This is a genomic window from Alkalihalobacterium sp. APHAB7, assembly GCF_048323755.1.
Lineage (GTDB): Bacteria > Bacillota > Bacilli > Bacillales > Bacillaceae_F > Alkalihalobacterium.
In genome coordinates this window covers 129,762-149,563 of sequence record NZ_JBLWFS010000004.1, presented here as the reverse complement: position 1 = coordinate 149,563, position 19,802 = coordinate 129,762, and the positions used below count along the sequence as shown (strand labels likewise).

Sequence of the window (19,802 nt, the reverse complement as noted above, 5' to 3'; positions counted from 1 at the left end):
GCATTTTGGAGAGACACACATCAAGGCTTAAAACTCAACATCTTGACGTTGTCGTGAACAAATAACCGATAATCAATAAGTACGAAAAACCTCGATGATAAAAAAGAGGCAGACTCTATATTAAGTATCACACTAACCACATGCCATATATAGAAAGAAACTCCTATAGTATGATATGCGAGAAGGGAAGACACTTATGAGTCGGCCTCACTAAACTCTAAACTACGATCACTCTTTAGTTTGGGAGTGGTTTAAATTAAAGTAGTTACGTACAGTTGTTAATGCATCGTCTTTCATAACTAACTTGCCGTATTCTTGAATACGATAAATCGTAATTTCAGATTCATAGCCAAATTCTAAAATTTGACTTAACATGTCGTCTTGCTCATCCTCATCATAACGTTCGTCGTTAAACACGACATGAAGGTAATATTTCCCATCATAATGATAAAGCTCATTTTCCATTCCTTCAGGAACAAAACTATGACTTAAAGCAATTAAGTCTTCGAAGTCTGCAAAACCAATAACAAGTTCTAACAGCTCATTATAGTCTTCTTCTAAACCTTCCTCAGACTCTCCATTACCAAACTGAGCATCCAACATTTCAACTATGTTTTGATCGACTGGCATATCACCCATTTTCTCATTTGAGAAAGGAATTTCTAATTTCACATGACCATCCGATATTTGTCCTCTTGTTACAACGATTTCTAACCCTTTATCTAAAGCTTGTACTTGGATCCATAACGGTCCCTCAAGCTCAAATTCTTCTCGATCATGTGCCTCGCTCATCATTTCAAAAAAGAGCTCTTCTCCTCTTTCTCTGTTATACCAAATTTCATCCCGGTCGAAACCACGGGACTCGATATCCTTATACGTAATATAAAACTTAATAGTCGATTCATTTACTCTTTCGATTTCCATAACTCTCTCCCTCCAGACATTATCAATAGAAGAGTTTCTTCTAATTGATATTCATAGCAACCAAACGACGTAATACTAATTAAATTTCAACTACTCATTGAGGGTGTATTGTAAGTTAGAGTTTATCTATATTACTTCTATTGTATGACAAAATCAACGGAATTGGAAATTAAAAACGGGACAATTTTATTTTTTTTTAGAATTGTACGTCAGCCCGTTTAGATTTAAGTTCTGAACTGCAACTATGACGTATAGACTAGCAATAAGACAACCTTCTAACCTTACTATCAGGCTATGCTTATTATTAACTATTTATTATGAGTGATTACGGTTTGTTTTGTCAATGAAACAGATAAGGATGATTATTTAAATGGATATTGATTTTTTAATTTCTCTCTTAACTATCATTGGTATCGATATTATTTTAGGTGGAGATAATGCCATCGTTGTTGCTCTAGCTTGTAGAAACCTTCCAAAAGAGCAGCGGAACAAAGCCATTGTATTAGGGATAGGACTTGCTTTAGTTATTCGTATCGCATTGACCTTAGTAGCTGTTCAACTTCTTGAAATTCCATTGTTACTTGCTATCGGTGGAGCTTTGTTAATTTATATTGCATACGATCTTATTTCACAAATGAATAACGAACATAATGTACATAGCGGGACGAGTATATTAAGTGCCATAAAAGCAATCATTATTGCTGATTTTATCATGGGCGTAGATAATGTAATTGCTGTTGCTGGTGCTGCACATGGCTATCCCTCTCTTGTCATTCTTGGATTGATCATTTCAGTACCGATTATTATTCTAGGAAGTAAGCTCATCCTGTTAATTTTTGAACGGTTTCCTTTTGTGATCTATATCGGTGCAGGAATCCTAGCATTTACTGCGGGTAGAATGATTACCCACGAGGAAAAACTGGCTCCATTATTTGAAAGTCACCCTATCGTTACTTTTATTTTTCAATTAGCTGTTATTATTGGTGTACTTCTCGCTGGTTATTTTAAACGACATGGTTTTATTACCAATTTCTCAACGAAATACTAGCTCTAAAGTGAATACAAAAAGAGGCTGATGAATTGTTCAGCCTCTTTTTACATTTAGTTGACCATCTTTTGAGCTTCCATTAAATGGAAGGTTCTTACTTTTCTTGGTAAGAAGCGACGGATTTCTGCCTCGTTATACCCAACTTGTAATCGCTTATCATCAAAGATAATTGGACGACGAAGTAATCCTGGGTTATCACTGATTAACTTAAATAAAGTTTGTAATGGTAATGCCTCTAGCTCAACATCAAGATCTTGAAAAACTTTAGAGCGGGTAGAGATGATTTCATCTGTGCCATCTTCAGTCATTCTAACGATCTCTTTTACTTCATCCACCGTTAACGGTGCAGCAAAAATATTTCTTTCCTGGAACGGAATATTATATTCTTCTAACCAAGCTTTCGCTTTTCTACAAGATGTACAACTCGGTGATGTTAATAGGGTTACCATAAATGGACATCTCCCTTCAACAATGTATATCAACATCATTACAATAAATTTTTCCTTACATAAAGCATTATACAATAATAATTCTAATTTGAATACCCCTATTGCAAATATTATGTACACAAATTATACAACACGCTCATGTTAGAAACTTACCTCATTATAAAAGTCTTTTCCCTCCTGTCTTCAAGAATAAACTTCCCTTTTTTTAACCAAGCTTCCTTCTTTTATAGAAAAATGACATGAAAATAACATAGTTGTCACACGATTGTCACATCATATTAATGTATTCTTGTTTGTTCAGTTTAACAATATATAGTAATTTGAATTATATAAATACGTTTAAATTGTTGAGATCTAGTATTAGGAGTGACTGTCTGTGTACAAAACTAATCATTTGAAATTCGCCTTTATTTTTTTTCTTTTACTTTCATTTACAGGTTGTGCAACAGATGATATTACGAGTGATAGTGCTGAAAGACAATCATTATTAGTATCTGTTGAACAAGCGAAGCAATCAAAAATACGTCAGTCTCTAGAATTAAATGGACAAATGTTACCAAAAGAACAAGTCCCACTATTCACAGTTGCACCTCTTGAGGTAAAAGAAGTACATAAAAAAGTTGGTGAAGAAGTTAACAAAGGGGATTTATTAATTACTCTAGATGCAGAATTAGCAAGTGAACAGGTGAATCAAGCTAAAAAAGCAGTAACTGAACTTGAAAAAGCTCTAAATCAAGCTAATGAGTTGAATCGTACTGCGCAAAACGAAGTACAAAGACTTCAAACACTTCAACAAGAACTTGAACAATCTTTAAACGCTACGCGAAGTGTGATTGAAAACTTAGATGAAGAAAATGCCGATGTAGCCTTACTTGAATTTATTCGAAATTCACTTGAACTAAGCCTTAAACAAGCTGAACTTTCTCAAGCTGCTGGCTCAATACATCAAGTGCCTCGAATTAATACGACCGAATTAGAAATACAATTAGAGACAGCTAAACAAAATGTAAGACAAGCTGAACAAGGTGTACAAGCTACACAACTTAAAGCACCAATCTCTGGCGTAATTGCACAAATGGATGTAACAGTTGGTCAAATGGCAGTACCTAATGCTCCACTTGCCGTCATTGTTAATTTAGATCCGGTTGTGGCTACTTTTTCTGCAAATAGCTTCCAAATTTCAAAGATCCAGACGGGTATGGACGTATCCATAACGATTAATGGGATCAACCAAACATATGAAAATTCAATTACAACCGTTTCTCCTGTTGTTAACCCACAAACCAACACATTTACTGTAGAAGCTGAAATAGACAACACTGACCGAATAATTAAAGGTGGCATGCGTGCGACAGCAGTCGTTGATTTAGGAACAATTGATGAAGCGATCGTCATTCCGATAGATAGTGTTTTGTATGAGGATAATGAAGCCTTTGTATATAAAGTTAATGATACTACTGTTGTCAGACAATCTGTTGAATTAGGTTCAAGGGAAGGCAATCTTATTGAAGTACTTGAAGGAATTAAAGTGAGTGATACCGTTGTAACGACTGGAAAAGAGCGTCTAACTGAAGGTGCACAAATTACGATACGAAACGAGTGAAACACAAAATGAAGATTGCGAAACTATCTGTTCTTAGACCCGTTGCGATGGGGATGGTTATTTGCCTAGTTCTCATACTAGGCATCGTTTCATTACGGGATTTATCTGTTGATTTATTTCCTGAGTTAAGTTTTCCTATCGTTGCCGTAACAGCCTCCTATGAAGGAGCTGGTCCTGAAGAAATTGAACAATTAATTACACAACCAATTGAAGAAATGATGTCTAGCTTGCCTAGCGTTGAGTCCGTTTCTTCTACATCAAGAACGGGTGGAGCTCTAATTCTTGTCGCCTTCGATTGGGGTACGGATATGGATTTTGCTACTCTCAATATGCGTGAACGAATTGATATGATCCGAGAAGGCTTGCCAAATGAAGTCCCAACACCACAAGTACTTAGATTTGACCCTAGCCTCCTCCCTATTGTGCAACTAGCTGTAAGTACACCTGATGGAAATATTATTGAAGCTAGAAAATTAGCAGAAAATGATATTAGACCGCTCCTTGACTCAGTGGATGGAGTGGCTTCGGTTCAAGTTGAAGGTGGTGCTGAACAAGAAATTCAACTTCATGTTGACCCTAATCGCTTAACGGCTTACGGATTAACTTTAACTGAACTGCAACAAATCATTGCTAGTGAAAATTTAAACCTTCCTGGTGGGCAGCTTCAAGATTTCAACTTGAATTTACCTATTCGAGTAACTGGCCAGTTTACTTCGATCTACGATATAAAGTCGCTACCGATCCCAACAAGAGAAGGGATCTTACCATTATCCGACATCGTTCATGTTGTTGAGACATTGAAGCCAACGACTCAAGCAAGTTATTTAAATGGCCAACCAAGTGTCGGTCTCTCCGTTCTCAAAGCTTCAGGAACCAACACGGTTGCTGTTGCTCGTAATATCAATCGTCAATTAGAAGAATTAGAAGAACTTCTACCAGATGGTGTAGAAATTCGATCGATATTTGATCAAAGTCGTTTTATTGAACAATCGATCCGGGCTGTTGCTTGGAATATCGTGCTCGGAAGTATATTAGCTGGTACAGTACTTTATCTATTTTTACGGAATTTTCGAAGTACAATGATTATCGGCTTTTCTATTCCAATATCAATAATTACCACGTTCTTATTTATGTATTTCAGCGGTCAAACCTTAAATGTTCTAACACTCGGTGGACTCGCACTCGGAGTAGGGATGATGGTCGACAATGCAATCGTTATCTTGGAAAACATCTATCGGCTCCGTCAAAAAGGAATGTCAATAAAAGAATCTGCAATAGAAGGTACAACTGAAATTGGTGGAGCAATCATTGCCTCAACACTCACTACCATTGTCGTCTTTTTACCGATTATTTTTGTTGATGGTCTAGCAGCCCAGTTATTTAAACCACTCGCTTTAACGGTGGCCTTTTCCCTGTTTGCATCTTTATTTACTGCTCTAATCATTGTTCCATTACTATCCTCTACTTTTATGAAGGTCAATGAAGATGCGTCTTTCTTTCAGCAAGGGTTTCAAAGGCTATCCGCATTTTATAAAAGAATTTTAACGAAGTCTCTTAAGCGTCCCAAAACCGTCATCATCGGTACTTTTGCTTTATTCGCTATATCCCTCGCAGGTATTCCTTTTATAGGAACGGAATTTCTTCCTGCTCAAGATCAAAGTTTTATAAGTATCGATACGCGACTACCTGCTGGGAGCTCACTTGATAGTACTCAAGAAGTAGCCATCGAAATTGAAGAACGAATCAAGGATCTACCAGAAATTGATTTAGTCTATGTCACTGTTGGAGGGACTGATAATTTTACCATTGGTGCAGGTACACAAACGAATCGGGCCTCGTATAGTATTTTATTAAAAGAGCCCAACAAACGAGCTAAAAGTGATTTAATTGTCGCTGAGGACATTCGAAATCTGCTTCAAGATATCCCTGGTGCTGAAATTTCTGTATCAGCAAGTGATACAGGATTTACTGAAAACCCAATCTCCATTACGGTAAAGGGTCGTGATTTACAAACATTAAACCAGTTATCAAACGAAGTCATTCGATTAATTTCTACTGTTGAAGGTGTCAGAGAACCTTCTTCCAACTTTACTGTTGGTAGTCCTGAAATCACCGTTACTGTTGATAGAGAACGAGCCGCTAACTACGGCGTTGGCAGTGCACAAGTTGCTAGTGCGGTAAATAATGCTACGAGGGGGATGGTAGCCACACGCTTAGCAAGAGGTGGAGATGAACTAGATGTAAGGCTCGTTGTCGATGAACGATATACGGCTTCTGTTGAAGAATTAAGTCAACTGCTGATTGATACTCCAACAGGTGAACGGATCCCGCTTGAAGCGGTAGCTACCATTGTCAGAGATCAGGGACCAAGCACCATTCGACGTGCAGACCGCCTTCGTGAAGTAACGGTAACAGCGTCTATACTTAACAGGGATTTAGGTAGTGTCGTTAGTGATATACAAGAAGTGTTAAAAGAAGAGCTTGCTCCTTTATTACCTACAGGCTATCGAATCAGCTTCGGCGGACAAAACGAGCAAATGAATGATGCTTTCTTTAAGTTAGCTGGTGCGATTGCTCTAGCTGTCATTTTAGTGTACATGGTAATGGCTGCTCGCTTTGAGTCACTTTTCTATCCTTTTATTATTATGTTTAGCGTACCGGTTACACTTATTGGAATTGTATTTGGCCTATTAGTAACCTTTCAGCCATTTGGTGTAGGTTCGTTAGTTGGGATTTTGATCTTAACAGGGATTGTTGTTAATAACGCGATCGTATTAATTGATTACATTAATACTTTGAAGCAAAAAGGGCTTTCAAGTTTTGATGCCATCGTTGAAGCAGGTCCTACCCGTTTACGCCCTATATTAATGACTGCCTTAACAACCATACTCGGTCTCATCCCGCTGACTTTAGGCTTTGGAGAAGGAACGGAAATACAGCAACCAATGGCTACCGTCATCGTATTCGGATTAAGCTTTTCTACGTTTATAACGTTAATTCTAATTCCTGTGATTTATTATGCCTTTGACTTACGGAAAGAAAAAAAGCTGTTAAAAAAGCAAGAAATGCAAACTTAATCGAAGAATTTAGGTAGGTTTGCTTTCAAGCAACAACTGTCATTAAGATCGATTGTTAATATTTAAAGCTAAGCTTTGTCCTTCATTCTACAAATGAAGGACATTTCCCTTTTTATCTTCAAACTCTGGAATGCCTTGTAAATCAATTGTTCATTCAATGGTTCTCGCTCTCATCCATACGAGTTTTAAAAAAAAGCAGATCTCAATAAAATGTATGAGTCTGCTTTATATACTTTACTATGCAATTGTTTTCGTATTGGTGGTGGGTCTACGCTTTGGAGCTTCTTTTAAGTTCCTTAATTTCTTTCGGAGCATTTCTTTTATTAGTTCACGCTTTCTTCGTTTGCTCTTTTCTCTCCCCTTCATCGTTCTCACCACCTTACATAGTAAATTAGATTTGTTCTTGTTGTTCAACAACCTCTTCATCAAAAGTTAAAACATCATCGACCGGACTATAAGACTGACCATACAACTGCTTATCTTTGTAAGTGTGAATGGTTTCGTACGTTTTCTTCATTTTTTCATAAATACTTTCTTCTGACTCATCCGTTGGCGACCAATATAAGATTTCGAGCTCGTTAATTTCGTTTGTCGCAAGTGAACGTCTACGATAACCAATGGATTCAGCATGTTTAAAACCTTCTCTTGAATAGAACCGCTGTCTTTTTTGTGTATCTGTATCTTCATAATCAATTGGTTCTACTTCAAGAATAATTGGTTTTCCTTTCTTTTTCAATCTATCAATTAATTTTTTTCCTGTACCTTTACCTCTCGCGTCTTTAGACACGAATAAGTAGTCGATAAAAACAAAATCTTCCATTTCAACATACATAAGAACGTGCTCTTTACTTTCATCTTTAAAATAAATATCCGACTTTTCGGCAAGTAATAACTCCATGTGTTCCTTTGATTTCATTTCTTCAATTGGAAAGTACTGATTTAGTTTTTCGTACCAATTCACTTGACTATGACCTCCATTTGTCTTTAGTCTCTTTATTATATGCAAGAATGTTGCTATGATAAACGGCACTAACAGGGGGTTATTGCCAACATTTTATAATATTTTCTCTTTATCCGATATCTCTTCTCTTTCTTATATAAATCCCTTCTTTTCCTCACATATGTTAGCAATCTTTCCCTTTTTGTTACTACGGTAAAGAACTGAACGATTAAAGCACTCTTCTTTCGTTGAAATCCCTTTCATTTTTGGCTTACCTTCTGTACAATAAATGGTAAGATGCAATCATCAATAGGAGGATCTAAGATGGGTAACTTAGTTATCGACTTTATTTTACTTGCACTTTGTATCATCGGTTTTACAGCATTAATGGGTACAGTTACAAACGTATTTGGAATGAAAGTATTTGGACGAGGAAATGTCAACAAATTCAAAACAAAATCCACAAGCATCCAAACCGGCTGGAAAAAAGTTGGCGGGAAATAGAAAAGTGGAAACGCCCGTTTAGCGACGTATGGACTGGAGCCCCTCCGTATGAGATAAAGGATACACGGTGACGCAAGGAGCCGATGGTGACTTATCGTAAGGAGGAGAGCGAAGTCCACTAGGCGTTGGGCGTTGGAACTAGACAAGAAAAGCGGAAGGGGCCTGCTTATCGGCGAGAAGCGCTGGGGGCCAACGATAAGTGTCTTGGGTTTGGACACGTTTGATGGACCGAAGCGACCTCGTAGCCAATGGCCCCTGGAGCTAGACAATATGAAAAGGGCACACACGTTTAAAAGGGTGACTGATTTATTTCAGTCACCCTTTTTCATTATGGTGTATAATTAACACCCGACGTATAACGATTACTTGCATTCCACAGTAGATATTCATTTATCCCATTGTCTTTCAATGCTTTAATCTGGGCTTCAACTTCCTCTTTACCGTATCTTTTATAATTACCAGCTCCCAACCAGCTAGCCGTGAAATCTTGGATCCATGGCCTTGAAACAGGAGGCGTATCTAATTGTGCTAATAATTCATTTTCTACTTTGGCATAAGCGTCAACGAGTTCATATGGATATAGGTCAGGCTTATCAATTCCAAAGTACGACGTCCAGTGACTTGGATAAATCATGGAAGAGATAACATCGACATTTTCAGATATCTTCGAAAAGTTCTGTCCAATGCCTGGAGCTTCAGGGATTGTCGCTGCGTAGCCAAAGATATCAACAGACACGTCTACATCATATGGTGCTAATTGTTCCCTTGCATAGGCCACAAAATCTGAGACCGCAGTTACTCGCTTTTGTACGTTATCTCCGTCTCCTCCTTCATACTCCCCAACGCTATACTTTAACTCCTCATCTCGTCGCTCGAACCCTTCTGGAAAGCGGACATAATCAAATTGAATTTCTTTGAAGCCCATTTTTGCTGCTTTTTCTGCGATGGCTATATTATAGTCCCATACTTCTTGTAAAAACGGATTAACAAACGCTTCACCGCGACGATTTTTCCAAACTTTTCCGTCAGCAGTTTTAAAAGATAGTTCAGGTTTCTTTTCTGCTAATACAGTATCCTTAAAAACAACAATTCGAGCGATTGGATATACTTGATTTTCTTCCAATGTTTTCATTAGTTCTTCTGTGTTTTTAATATAATTTTGTGAAATGTCATAAAACGGAGAGTCTTCTTCAGGTTTATACGTTAAATACCCATGGTCATCTTTTATATCGATAACCATCGCATTGAGCTCGGTAGAATTAATCAATTCCAATAAACTGTTCATCCTCTCGCCACCAGCTGAATTTCCAGTTACATAAATTCCTCTAACAGCGTCAGGGTATTCAAACGTATAACCTGAATCAAAGACAAAGCGCGCCATACGGTTTGGAAATTCCAAGTCTTTTTTTACGATTTCCTTTACCGAATGATATTGAACCGATTTACCCTCGTTCCCTTCAGCGTGTACCTCTTGTACAGTTACAAAAAATGAAAAAACAACCATTTTGATAAAAAGGAGCTTAATTATTTTTTTCCCCATCATCTCACGCCTTTCATGCCTTTACAGTTAGGATTTGTCCTTTTTTAATATGTATGTCTTAATCCTCGTCTTTAACATCAATATCTTCTGGGATATCTTCCAATGCTTCTCTTCTAAGCTCTTCTAACTTTAAGTCCAGCTGATGTTTGTGCCATTCGAATTGGTTTTTATTAACTAGATACTGTTGTCCGTCATAGATCGCTTTTACATTTCCTTTTCGAATTTGGTCGAATAAATACTCTTCGGGTAAACTTAAATACTCTGCGAGTTCTTTTACTGAAATATACATAAATATCTCCTCCAAGGAAATTATATCGTTAATCGTACACCCTGACCATTGCAAAAAGAACTACCATAAATGAACTAATGATGTATTTTGTGGTATATCCTGTTTTTTTGTCCAATAAACATTTAATGGTTGCAAAACAAGTCCTTCCTCAATATAATAGAAAAAATACCCTGAAAACGTAAGAGAAGATCTAACATGAGGAGGGAAAGGAAAATGAGAAATGTTACATTATTGGAAATTTATAGTCACCCCATTACTCAAAAGTATGTAAAACGTTCTGGTTTAGCACATGCAATTGCGACTGCATATAATGCTCTCAAGCTTTCAGTAAAATATGATGTTAATCCGGACTTAGCAACGAAAGCTGCCTTTCTTCATGATATCGGACACTACACTTGGTATAAAAATGGTGAATGGGATTTTGAACTATATAAAGAAAATGATATTCACGCCATTAAAGGAGCAGAGCGTGCTCATAAATTGTTAGTTCGACTCGGTGAAGATCCGCGAAAAGCCAAACAGATTGCTTTAGCAGTACTACTTCATACGGACTCTTATCTGCCAAATGGGCAACTCGAACTAAATAATTTACAAAAAGTAGTAGCAATTGCTGACGAAATAGATGAGGAACCAAATGGAGAACATCATTATCGTAAAATTAGTAATGAAGTTGCCTTACAGCAAATTAGGCATTTAGATACTTTAGTTGATGAACAAATTTCTGAGCATCTATATAGGAAGTCTGTCTGAAAAATCTTTGGTGGATTAGCCAAAGATTTTTTTATTGACGGTGAAATGAATCGTGTGATAAATTGAACTTAATCACATACGCCCTAAAAAGGGGAGTAGCGACCTTTCAAGGTTAATGAGTCGTCATTACGGTGGTCTTCCACTCGGTTCATTAAGCTTTGTTTTGAATGACTTGAACAAAGTACGCAAGACCTTTTTATGAGTGTTTATTTTTTGGGTAAACTCTCATAAAAGGGTCTTTTTTGTGTGGAAATAGAGAGAGGGGAAACGATTTATGGTATTTTTTATTTTTTTCTTATGTGCAGTTATCACAGTGATCTGTGCCATTAAACTTTCCACATATGCTGATGCCTTAAGTGAAAAAACAGCATTAGGCGGTATGTTAGTTGGTACAATTTTTCTAGCAGGAGCTACTTCACTACCAGAAGTAACAACAAGTATTTCTGCCATCGTCCTTGATAACCCAGATATTGCGATCGGGAATGTTCTTGGAAGTAATATGTTTAACTTGTTAATTCTAGCTAGCTTTGATCTATATTATCGAAAAAAACGAATTTTTAAAGGGGCTTCTGGAGAACATTTTTACACTGCAAGTATAGGATTGTTATTAGCTGTAACAACGCTGTTAGCCTTAACATTAAGACTAAATATTACTTTTCTTGGAGTAGGACTTGATACACTCCTAATAGTAACAATATATGCTGCTGGTATGTATGTGCTCACCAATCGATCGAAAAAAGAGACATTAGATTATGAAGAGCCTGAGGTCGAAGAGGAGAATAAACTAAATACATCAGCTATCTCATTGAAAAGAGCCATCTATGGTTTTATTATTGCTGCTTTTGTTATTTTAGTCGCTGGATCCTTTTTAACCATTACTGGTGACCGTATTGCAGTAATTACAGGGCTTGGATCTAGCTTTGTTGGAAGCTTTCTCATTGCTGCGACGACATCTTTGCCTGAAGCGGTTGCTGTATTAATTGCTATTCAGTTACGAAATTATAATTTAGCGATCGGTTCGATCCTCGGTAGTAATCTCTTTAACATACTGATCTTAGTAGGAACTGATGTGCTCTATCAGAAAGGCAGCGTTCTATTTTTTGTTTCACCTGTAAACCAAATCACTGCTGCAGCGGTTGCCGTTCTTTCTGTCATCGTCCTTTATTCATTGTTAAGGAAGAACGATTATTCAGCGACATCGTATGCATTTCCATCGGTCCTGTTAATCATTATCTACTTTGTTTCGTCCTATCTTATTTTTGTTCATTAAAGAGTTTGGGGAGATCCAATAACGTGGAGAAAATTTAAATAACAGGTTAAAAAAATCAGGATGAATTAGTAACATAAATAATAATAATAATAATAATATAATTAGCACACAAAAAAGGTTGGGTTTTTGTTAAATTTACCCCAACCTTTTTGTATTTATCTTATTGTAATTATTAATTAAATCACCAATCTATTCGTCATTGTGAGGACACTTCACTCGAAGTTCTGCCTCGCTTTGTCCTTCATCTGCTTTATAAGGGTCATTTTGTCTTTGTTAGTTAAAGTACTAATGAAAAATAGCATACTAATTACTATGTTAGAACTATATGGTGTTAATTTATTCTTTCCCAAGCAAAAGAGGAATATGATTCGGTGTAACTATCCCATTGATTCTTTTTTCAATTATACCTTTTTCATTCACCATAAAGGTTGTAGGAATACCAATAATATGATAATTCTTCATGACTTTGCCGTCTACATCAAATACAACATCATATTCAGCATTGTATTGTGATAAAAATGGTCGAACATCGTTTGAGTTTCTCTCTTGACTCGTCATATTTACACCAAGCATGACGATATTTTTATCCTTTAACTCCTCATCTAAATGGACTAATAGAGGCATCTCTTCCTGACATGGCGGACACCATGTCGCAAAGAAATTTAGAATTACCTTGCGACCACGATAATCTTCTAAGGAAACCTTTTTTCCTTCTAAGTTTAATAATTCGAAGTTTGGGGCTACTTCATTTTCGAATGCTCCAACTTTAGAAGTGGCAGCTACTGCTTCATCTACCTGTCTAAATATGTGATGAGACCCTTCATATAAATAGGCAACACCAAATAACAGAAAAAATAAAAGACAACTATATATAGCATTTTTTCGATGTTGCATCATTTCACTCCTTTTTTACGTTCCAATTTGTGTCTGTTATACTAATATATATGTCTAATGAAAACGAGGTTGTTTTATGAATATGCTTCAACTTGCAGCACTTACTATGACTATCTTCTTAGGATTGTATGTTATTATTGCAAACCAATTAAATTACACGAATGATTTATTATTTTTAGTCTTACTTCTAATTACGATAGGTATTTTTTCAACCCACCTATGGAAAAAGAAACAAAAACGTTAATTTCGTTACCTTACCGCTTGTTGCTTTTGCTCAAGTGCTAAAATCATCTCCTCCACTATCTCTTCAGCAGCTGTAGGCCTCTTAATCTTTCTAGCCGAATATCGCATCTCCTCACTCAGCTTCTTTTGAAATAAGACTCGCTTAATAATTAGCGGTAATTCTTCATCACCCTGTATTTTTACTGCTGCCCCTTTTTCAACTAAGTATTGCGCATTATGTTCCTCATGGCCTGGAACAGGTTTATAGATAATAATTGGTGTTTCACAGATAAGCGCTTCTGACATTGTTAAGCCACCTGACTTTGAAATTACTACATCACTAGCGCGTAAATAATCTAAGAAACGATCGGTAAATGGAAGTACTTTTAGACAATGCTTACTTTTATAACTTTCTATTTTTCTCGCCGCTTTCGTATTAGTCCCTGTCATACAAATAATCATTAATTCTTCACTACACTTTTCTAGCGCTCGAATAACCTTTACATACTTAGCAAGGCCAAATCCACCGCCAGCAATTAATACAATTTTTTTATTCTCGTCCAATCCTAACTGTTCACGACTTTTTGATTTCGTTGATGAAAATGCGGGATGGCCTGGTACGGGAATTCCCGTTAAACAAAAGCGATCAACAGGATAATTGTTCTTTTTAGCAAAATGAAAAGATGTTGGGTCTGCTGTAAAATATCGATCAACACCTTCTCTTAAATACGCTGGATGCATTAAAAAGTCAGTGATAACATAATAAATAGGGATATTTATCTTCCTTTTCTTCTTTACAGTTGTCAGAAATGGTGTAACAAACGGGTGTGTTGAAATTATAAATGGGACATTCTCTTCTTCTGCAATCAGTTTATGAAGCCGTTCGGTAAATAATGTGCTAAATCGATCGATATACAGGAAATATGATTGCTTTTCAGCATTAAAATAAATCTTTCTCCAAACTGCAGGGCCTAGTTTTAATAAGTTTAAATAACTTTTTACAATACAATGATGTAACAGTGGACTCAGGGTATAAAAAGTATCAATGATTTTGGGGTAATACCCTTTTTTTTCAAGCTCCGTACACAGAGCTTTAGCAGCTTGTTGATGACCTTGTCCAATTGAAGCTGAAAAAATTAATGGTCTGGCCTTCATCCTGTTTTCCCTCTTTCCCTTAAACTAAAATAGTCGATAATCTTCTCTTTTCAACAACCTTTATTTAAATATTATTCGTAAAAGAAGAGAAAACATACCCTATTACAATTTCTTGATAATATCTTAATATGAGTAATGTTATTTACTCTTACACCATAATTCGATAAGATGATGTATACATACGTTTTTTGGAAAGGAAGAGATCAATGAAGACAGTTTTCTCTGGTATTCAACCGAGTGGAACGTTAACTTTAGGAAATTACTTAGGAGCAATGAAACATTTTGTTGATTTGCAAGACGATCACAATTGCTTTTTTTGTATCGTAGATCAACATGCAATTACAGTTCCACAAGATAAAACAGAACTACGAAAAAATATAAAGAGTTTAGCTGCACTTTATATTGCTGCAGGGATTGACCCTGAAAAATCAACATTATTCATTCAATCTGAAGTTCCTGCCCATGCACAATTAGGTTGGATTATGCAATGTGTATCCTACATAGGTGAACTGGAACGAATGACACAGTTCAAAGATAAATCCGATGGTAAAGAAGCCGTATCTGCAGCGTTACTCACATACCCTCCATTAATGGCAGCTGATATCCTTCTTTATCAAACCGATATCGTACCTGTTGGTGAGGACCAAAAGCAACATTTAGAATTAACTAGAGATTTAGCCGAACGTTTTAACAGAAAATATAACGATATCTTTACGATTCCTGAAGTTCAAATTCCTAAAGTTGGGGCTCGTATTATGTCCTTAAATGACCCTTCTAAGAAAATGAGTAAATCGAATCCGAATGCAAAAAGCTATATTTCAATGCTCGATGATGAGAAAACCATCATAAAGAAAATGAAAAGTGCAGTAACAGACTCAGATAACTCGGTTCATTATGATAAGGAAAATAAACCAGCCATTGCAAACTTAATGGCCATCTATTCGCTATGTTCCGGTAAATCGTATGAGGATATTACTTCGATGTATGAAGGAAGTGGATATGGAGAATTTAAGGATGATTTAGCAAATGTCGTCGCAGAGACGTTAAATCCAATCCGCGAGCGATACGAAGAATTAATTCATTCAACTGAATTAGATGACATTTTAGATCATGGAGCAGAAAAGGCAAACCGTGTAGCTACAAAAATGCTTGCTAAAACAGAACGTGCGATGGGATTAGGAAGAAAAAGACGTTAAAAAAACAAGGAGTAGAGGGTCTCTACTCCTTGTTTTCTTATAATGTATGATTGCATTAATATCCTTTTTGCTTCTTCCAAATCGCACCGACTAAGAAAGAAACCCCCAATGTTCCAACTACTACTACAACTGTAAGAAGTTGCATTAGAAAGTGTACAAATCCATCCACGACTATCCCTCCTAAAAAAGATTTAGAACATCCATACACAGTTCTATAGAGATCTACTATTTTATTATAGAGAACAAAGACTATCGTGTAAATGTCTGAAAGAACGTTTCCAAAAATGCTCACATTTAGAGAGTACTTTTAGGTTCATTAATAAAACTGAGCTCTATAGATACTTATAACCCAAGAAAAAGGAGAACGAAGTGTCCTCCTTTCTACTTTATGTAATTTACTTTACGCTTTCACCATGCTCAAGCTCCCAAAGTTTTTCAAAGAAGGGTTGTCCCTTTACAATAGCTTCACAAAGGTGATAATGTCTCTTTGACCAACCATTTTTCACTTCCTCAAAAAGACCTTCCCAAACTTCTTCGAAACTCATCGCTTGAATTTCCATGTATTTTGCAGGTTCCCACTCCGTATACCAGTACCTAATCTCAGCTGCATTTCCAGTGGAATAGAGTTGATCAAGTGCCATAAAAAGCAATTGCTTTAATTGACGTTCCTTCCTCGTCAATCCCCTCATCTCTTCAGGACTAGGAGATAGTATATGGTACTCTTTTTGGAATTCAACTACATCAAGATCATATACTTCCATAGTTTCTGATTCGATTAATTCTAAGACAATTTGCTCTTGTCTAGGTGTAAGTCTACTTTTACGAATCGGTGTTTTGTATCCGATCGTATCGACTGCGATAATTCGCTCTCCATCAGTTGCTATAAAACAATAATCAAGTTGAATACGCGACATATTTTTTCTTAGATAACTTTTTCGATGTACATCTTCTAACAATTGTTCTGGTAAGTCTGCAAGATTATTTTCGATGTAACTATACAGTTGTCGAGATACCTTGACTACAATCGCTTGATCTAATACTTCGATCCTGTCATCGGTTCTCCATTCATAAAAATCACACACATTGTAACCATTTTCTTCACCTTCGAACCAATTAATCCAAACATCCCGAATGTGGACCAACAAAATCGCCCCCCTCACGTAAATGTGCTTGTACCATCAGTATAGTCAGAGGTAAGGCAATTTATTCCACAAGTACTATATTCATTCCAAATAAAAATTATGCTACTTTTTTCGATGGGTTGGCCAATATATAGATAATGTAATAATAATTGCACCGACGATTACCATATAAAGTTCAATCCTTGTTGAGATAAAGCGGAGATACGTTACGAAATCATATCCCGCGGTTAATAAATTTAAATAAGCAAGTAAACTAACTCCACCAGCTACAGCTAATCCAAAGCCGACTAATAAAGAAAACACTCTAAAAATTCGCATCTCCTCCCTTCTTTAGTAGGTGCTCGTCCGTATCTAACTGTTCTCTTTTTTAATAATTGGCTGTTCATACGAAAAACCCTCTTTACAAACTAAAAAGAGGGCAACTTAATCTTCAAAAACGGATTGCTTTAAAATTATTTCTGAATTCAATGAAAGTAACTGTTGTATACTATGCGATTTCTTTTCCATCATCGAGCGGACAATTTCAAATCCCATGGCATACCCCGACCATAAAGGGATACCTAAAGATTCGCTTCCGAATAAAAATGGGCGATGATAATGCTTACCTTTCACTAAGATTCTTTCTTTATAGAAGTGGTCCCATAAAGACTGCAGCTTTTCTTTGGTGAATTGATTATGCCATTTTCCGAGTGCTCGTTCCCCGCATTTTTCTTTGACTGCATATTCAGCCATTCCTTCAATAATGAGAGAATCAAGTAATGTTAAGTCAGGTTCTCTTTTATCTAAGTGCATTAATCGACAACTATGGTTATATTCATGTGTTAAAAGGGTTCTAAGGTCAAAGTGATTCGTTTTGGTTGTCACAAACAATATCACTTTATCTTGAAATCCGATGCCCATTTTTCCGCCTAAATCGTCCATAATAATTTCATTAGCTTCATTTCCAGGTAATAGAATGACTTTGACGGGTGGCCCTTCCCATTCTTGTTTAAGTTCAAGATAAATATGTTGTACATATGCCCACATTTTTAGTTTTTTCATGTGCATATAAATTGAATTTACTTCTTGATCTGGTGTAAATAGTCCTTGTTCAAGTAATGAACGGTGAAGAATGTGAAGAGGCAGGTGATAAAAATGACGTGAAACTGGTTCAATGATCGCTTTCATTTGAACATTCCAGTTATTGTATCTAAAAGAAGCTTTACTTGATTCTTCCATAAAACCTTTAATCCATCGATCCGTAGCAACTGTTCCCATATGAACTCTTCCTTTCTTCACATTACCATTGTATGCATTCACGTATGTTTTGCGAAGGTGTTTGCCCTGAAACTATTGACATCATCTACATCTTATGTAAAAAAAGAAAGTAAGTGAAAGGAGATGACGTCCAATGAAAACTGAGCGAGAAAAACAATTCGAGGCTTACTATAAACAAATAGAAAAGGTTGAAGAAAGTATAAAAAACTTAAACGAGCAAGCTACGCATCTAGGAATTGAAACCCGCTTTATAAATTTAAAACTATTTAAAGAACAAGTTGAACAACTTGAAGAGATCCAAGCCTATTTTAATGAAGTAAAAATGGCCCCAGACCAAAATACGTCTGAAGCCATCCTTACAATTGCTTTAAAGCAATTTCATCAATTTATTCAAGGTATAAAATCTTAATTCGCTATACTCTATATATTTATACGATGTCTAGAACATCTTTTTTCACAGTAACTTCAATAGGGGTTTCCCCAATTATTTCACCATCCCCATGAATAATAACAGGAATATCAGAAATGACCTTTATATTTTTCCCTTTTAAAACAGTGACCGCGGGGTGATTAATATGCTGCCCTTGAAAAACTTTAGGAAAGATTTGCAGGATCTTAAACTTTGAAACGTTATTCACTATACATACATCAAAAGCTCCATCATCACTTATCGCATGTGGACAAATGTACATCCCGCCACCATAATAAGGTAAATTTGCCACAGCAATCAACCAGACTTTTTCAAATTTATATGTGACATCATCAAGCTCTATTGTTACTTCCGTTGGTTTATATTTAAATAATAATTGTAATACGATAATTAAGTAGGTAAATTTTCCAAGTCCGAGACTATTCAATATTTTTTTTGATTTTGACTCATTGGCTAACTGTGCGACCTTCCCATCAAAGCCAATGCCAATGACCGTCATACAAATTCGTTCTCCAATATGTAATATATCAATTTTTTTCTTCTCACCAGATAAAATCCGCTCGAGTGCAAGGTCATGGTTCTTAGGAATAGACATGGAACGAGCATAGTCATTACCCGTTCCAGCTGGAATGATTCCTAATGGTATTTTCATGTGTTGTATGGAGTTCACTACACCGTGTACCGTTCCATCTCCACCAACAACAACAACTGCTGTTACTGTTTCAGGGTTTAATGATTTCACAATCTCGGCTACATGGGCTTTATCTCTGGTCAGGTGGGCCTTGAATTTTGTCTTTTTATTAATTAATGTGTTTTCAATCGACTTCCAAACGACTTCCCCTCTTCCGTTTCCAGAAATAGGGTTAACAATAAATACATACATGACGTCACGCTCCCGACATTCCCAAACTAAACAAACTCTAAAAACGTTCAACCTTTTTACATAATACTGATTTTACTTCCATTTTTTCCGTATAAATCTTATTTATTCTAAACTTTACAGTATATACGTATAAACTTTGTATTATAAATAAAAGAGCCTTGCTAATAAATTGTACCTTATTAAAAATTCACTATATATTCAATCGCAATATTAAAAACAACCTATTATA

General features: G+C 36.2%; 21 protein-coding genes. 9 read left to right on the top strand and 12 right to left on the bottom strand.

What is annotated here, in order from left to right; all coding sequences use genetic code 11:
• Window positions 1-228 precede the first annotated feature (228 nt).
• The gene (gene mecA / locus ACNSTQ_RS06250; protein WP_418198991.1) at window positions 229-924 is read right to left on the bottom strand and encodes an adaptor protein MecA; all 696 of its coding nucleotides are present in this window, start codon (window positions 922-924) and stop codon (window positions 229-231) included.
• A gap of 370 nt (window positions 925-1,294) precedes the next feature.
• Between mecA and ACNSTQ_RS06245 the strand changes: the two genes are divergently transcribed.
• Complete coding sequence (locus ACNSTQ_RS06245; protein WP_418198990.1) at window positions 1,295-1,972, top strand: TerC family protein; 678 nt, start codon at window positions 1,295-1,297, stop codon at window positions 1,970-1,972.
• 53 nt (window positions 1,973-2,025) lie between these two features.
• Here ACNSTQ_RS06245 and spxA read toward each other — a convergent pair whose 3' ends face one another.
• Window positions 2,026-2,421, bottom strand: a complete 396-nt coding sequence (spxA, locus tag ACNSTQ_RS06240; RefSeq protein WP_418198989.1) for a transcriptional regulator SpxA — start codon at window positions 2,419-2,421, stop codon at window positions 2,026-2,028.
• Between the two features lie 376 nt (window positions 2,422-2,797).
• Between spxA and ACNSTQ_RS06235 the strand changes: the two genes are divergently transcribed.
• Both ACNSTQ_RS06235 and ACNSTQ_RS06230 read left to right on the top strand, forming a co-directional pair.
• Window positions 2,798-4,024 (top strand): efflux RND transporter periplasmic adaptor subunit, encoded by a 1,227-nt coding sequence (locus ACNSTQ_RS06235; protein ID WP_418198988.1) that lies wholly within the window; start codon window positions 2,798-2,800, stop codon window positions 4,022-4,024.
• Between the two features lie 8 nt (window positions 4,025-4,032).
• Complete coding sequence (locus ACNSTQ_RS06230; protein WP_418198987.1) at window positions 4,033-7,101, top strand: efflux RND transporter permease subunit; 3,069 nt, start codon at window positions 4,033-4,035, stop codon at window positions 7,099-7,101.
• A 237-nt stretch (window positions 7,102-7,338) separates the two neighbouring features.
• Here the strand turns inward: ACNSTQ_RS06230 and ACNSTQ_RS06225 are convergent, their stop codons facing one another.
• Both ACNSTQ_RS06225 and ACNSTQ_RS06220 read right to left on the bottom strand, forming a co-directional pair.
• Window positions 7,339-7,467, bottom strand: a complete 129-nt coding sequence (locus ACNSTQ_RS06225; RefSeq protein ID WP_418198986.1) for a hypothetical protein — start codon at window positions 7,465-7,467, stop codon at window positions 7,339-7,341.
• 25 nt (window positions 7,468-7,492) lie between these two features.
• Window positions 7,493-8,062 carry a GNAT family N-acetyltransferase gene (locus ACNSTQ_RS06220; RefSeq protein ID WP_418198985.1) on the bottom strand — a complete coding sequence of 190 codons (570 nt, stop codon included), beginning with the start codon at window positions 8,060-8,062 and terminating at the stop codon, window positions 7,493-7,495.
• A gap of 303 nt (window positions 8,063-8,365) precedes the next feature.
• On the opposite strand from ACNSTQ_RS06220, the gene ACNSTQ_RS06215 reads away from it, so the two are divergent.
• Window positions 8,366-8,545: a hypothetical protein gene (locus ACNSTQ_RS06215; protein ID WP_418198984.1), complete on the top strand. Its 180-nt coding sequence runs from the start codon at window positions 8,366-8,368 to the stop codon at window positions 8,543-8,545.
• Between the two features lie 328 nt (window positions 8,546-8,873).
• Here ACNSTQ_RS06215 and ACNSTQ_RS06210 read toward each other — a convergent pair whose 3' ends face one another.
• Complete coding sequence (locus tag ACNSTQ_RS06210) at window positions 8,874-10,085, bottom strand: putative glycoside hydrolase (RefSeq protein WP_418198983.1); 1,212 nt, start codon at window positions 10,083-10,085, stop codon at window positions 8,874-8,876.
• 58 nt (window positions 10,086-10,143) lie between these two features.
• A complete protein-coding gene (locus tag ACNSTQ_RS06205; protein WP_418198982.1) occupies window positions 10,144-10,374 on the bottom strand; it encodes an excisionase family DNA-binding protein in 231 nt (76 codons plus the stop codon).
• Window positions 10,375-10,587: 213 nt separating this feature from the next.
• On the opposite strand from ACNSTQ_RS06205, the gene ACNSTQ_RS06200 reads away from it, so the two are divergent.
• Together ACNSTQ_RS06200 and ACNSTQ_RS06195 are read left to right on the top strand one after the other, a co-directional pair.
• A complete protein-coding gene (locus ACNSTQ_RS06200) occupies window positions 10,588-11,124 on the top strand; it encodes an HD domain-containing protein (protein ID WP_418198981.1) in 537 nt (178 codons plus the stop codon).
• Between the two features lie 274 nt (window positions 11,125-11,398).
• Window positions 11,399-12,394 carry a sodium:calcium antiporter gene (locus ACNSTQ_RS06195; protein ID WP_418198980.1) on the top strand — a complete coding sequence of 332 codons (996 nt, stop codon included), beginning with the start codon at window positions 11,399-11,401 and terminating at the stop codon, window positions 12,392-12,394.
• Between the two features lie 336 nt (window positions 12,395-12,730).
• Here ACNSTQ_RS06195 and ACNSTQ_RS06190 read toward each other — a convergent pair whose 3' ends face one another.
• Window positions 12,731-13,288, bottom strand: coding sequence for a peroxiredoxin family protein (locus ACNSTQ_RS06190; protein WP_418198979.1), 558 nt, complete (start codon window positions 13,286-13,288; stop codon window positions 12,731-12,733).
• Between the two features lie 76 nt (window positions 13,289-13,364).
• Here ACNSTQ_RS06190 and ACNSTQ_RS06185 point away from each other — a divergent pair, with 76 nt between their 5' ends.
• Complete coding sequence (locus ACNSTQ_RS06185) at window positions 13,365-13,532, top strand: hypothetical protein (RefSeq protein WP_418198978.1); 168 nt, start codon at window positions 13,365-13,367, stop codon at window positions 13,530-13,532.
• Window positions 13,533-13,537: 5 nt separating this feature from the next.
• Here ACNSTQ_RS06185 and ACNSTQ_RS06180 read toward each other — a convergent pair whose 3' ends face one another.
• A complete protein-coding gene (locus ACNSTQ_RS06180) occupies window positions 13,538-14,665 on the bottom strand; it encodes an MGDG synthase family glycosyltransferase (protein ID WP_418198977.1) in 1,128 nt (375 codons plus the stop codon).
• 206 nt (window positions 14,666-14,871) lie between these two features.
• Here ACNSTQ_RS06180 and trpS point away from each other — a divergent pair, with 206 nt between their 5' ends.
• Window positions 14,872-15,861 carry a tryptophan--tRNA ligase gene (gene trpS, locus ACNSTQ_RS06175; RefSeq protein WP_418198976.1) on the top strand — a complete coding sequence of 330 codons (990 nt, stop codon included), beginning with the start codon at window positions 14,872-14,874 and terminating at the stop codon, window positions 15,859-15,861.
• Window positions 15,862-16,256: 395 nt separating this feature from the next.
• Here trpS and ACNSTQ_RS06170 read toward each other — a convergent pair whose 3' ends face one another.
• The 3 genes from ACNSTQ_RS06170 to ACNSTQ_RS06160 all read right to left on the bottom strand — a co-directional run bounded on the left by ACNSTQ_RS06170 (window position 16,257) and on the right by ACNSTQ_RS06160 (window position 18,260).
• On the bottom strand, window positions 16,257-17,003 hold the full coding sequence (locus ACNSTQ_RS06170; protein ID WP_418198975.1) for a YjbA family protein: 747 nt from the start codon (window positions 17,001-17,003) through the stop codon (window positions 16,257-16,259).
• Between the two features lie 102 nt (window positions 17,004-17,105).
• The gene (locus ACNSTQ_RS06165) at window positions 17,106-17,321 is read right to left on the bottom strand and encodes a hypothetical protein (RefSeq protein ID WP_418198974.1); all 216 of its coding nucleotides are present in this window, start codon (window positions 17,319-17,321) and stop codon (window positions 17,106-17,108) included.
• Window positions 17,322-17,426: 105 nt separating this feature from the next.
• Window positions 17,427-18,260, bottom strand: coding sequence for a DUF2268 domain-containing protein (locus tag ACNSTQ_RS06160; RefSeq protein ID WP_418198973.1), 834 nt, complete (start codon window positions 18,258-18,260; stop codon window positions 17,427-17,429).
• Between the two features lie 133 nt (window positions 18,261-18,393).
• On the opposite strand from ACNSTQ_RS06160, the gene ACNSTQ_RS06155 reads away from it, so the two are divergent.
• A complete protein-coding gene (locus ACNSTQ_RS06155) occupies window positions 18,394-18,669 on the top strand; it encodes a hypothetical protein (protein ID WP_418198972.1) in 276 nt (91 codons plus the stop codon).
• A 19-nt stretch (window positions 18,670-18,688) separates the two neighbouring features.
• Here ACNSTQ_RS06155 and ACNSTQ_RS06150 read toward each other — a convergent pair whose 3' ends face one another.
• On the bottom strand, window positions 18,689-19,573 hold the full coding sequence (locus ACNSTQ_RS06150; protein WP_418198971.1) for a diacylglycerol/lipid kinase family protein: 885 nt from the start codon (window positions 19,571-19,573) through the stop codon (window positions 18,689-18,691).
• Window positions 19,574-19,802: the final 229 nt, after the last annotated feature.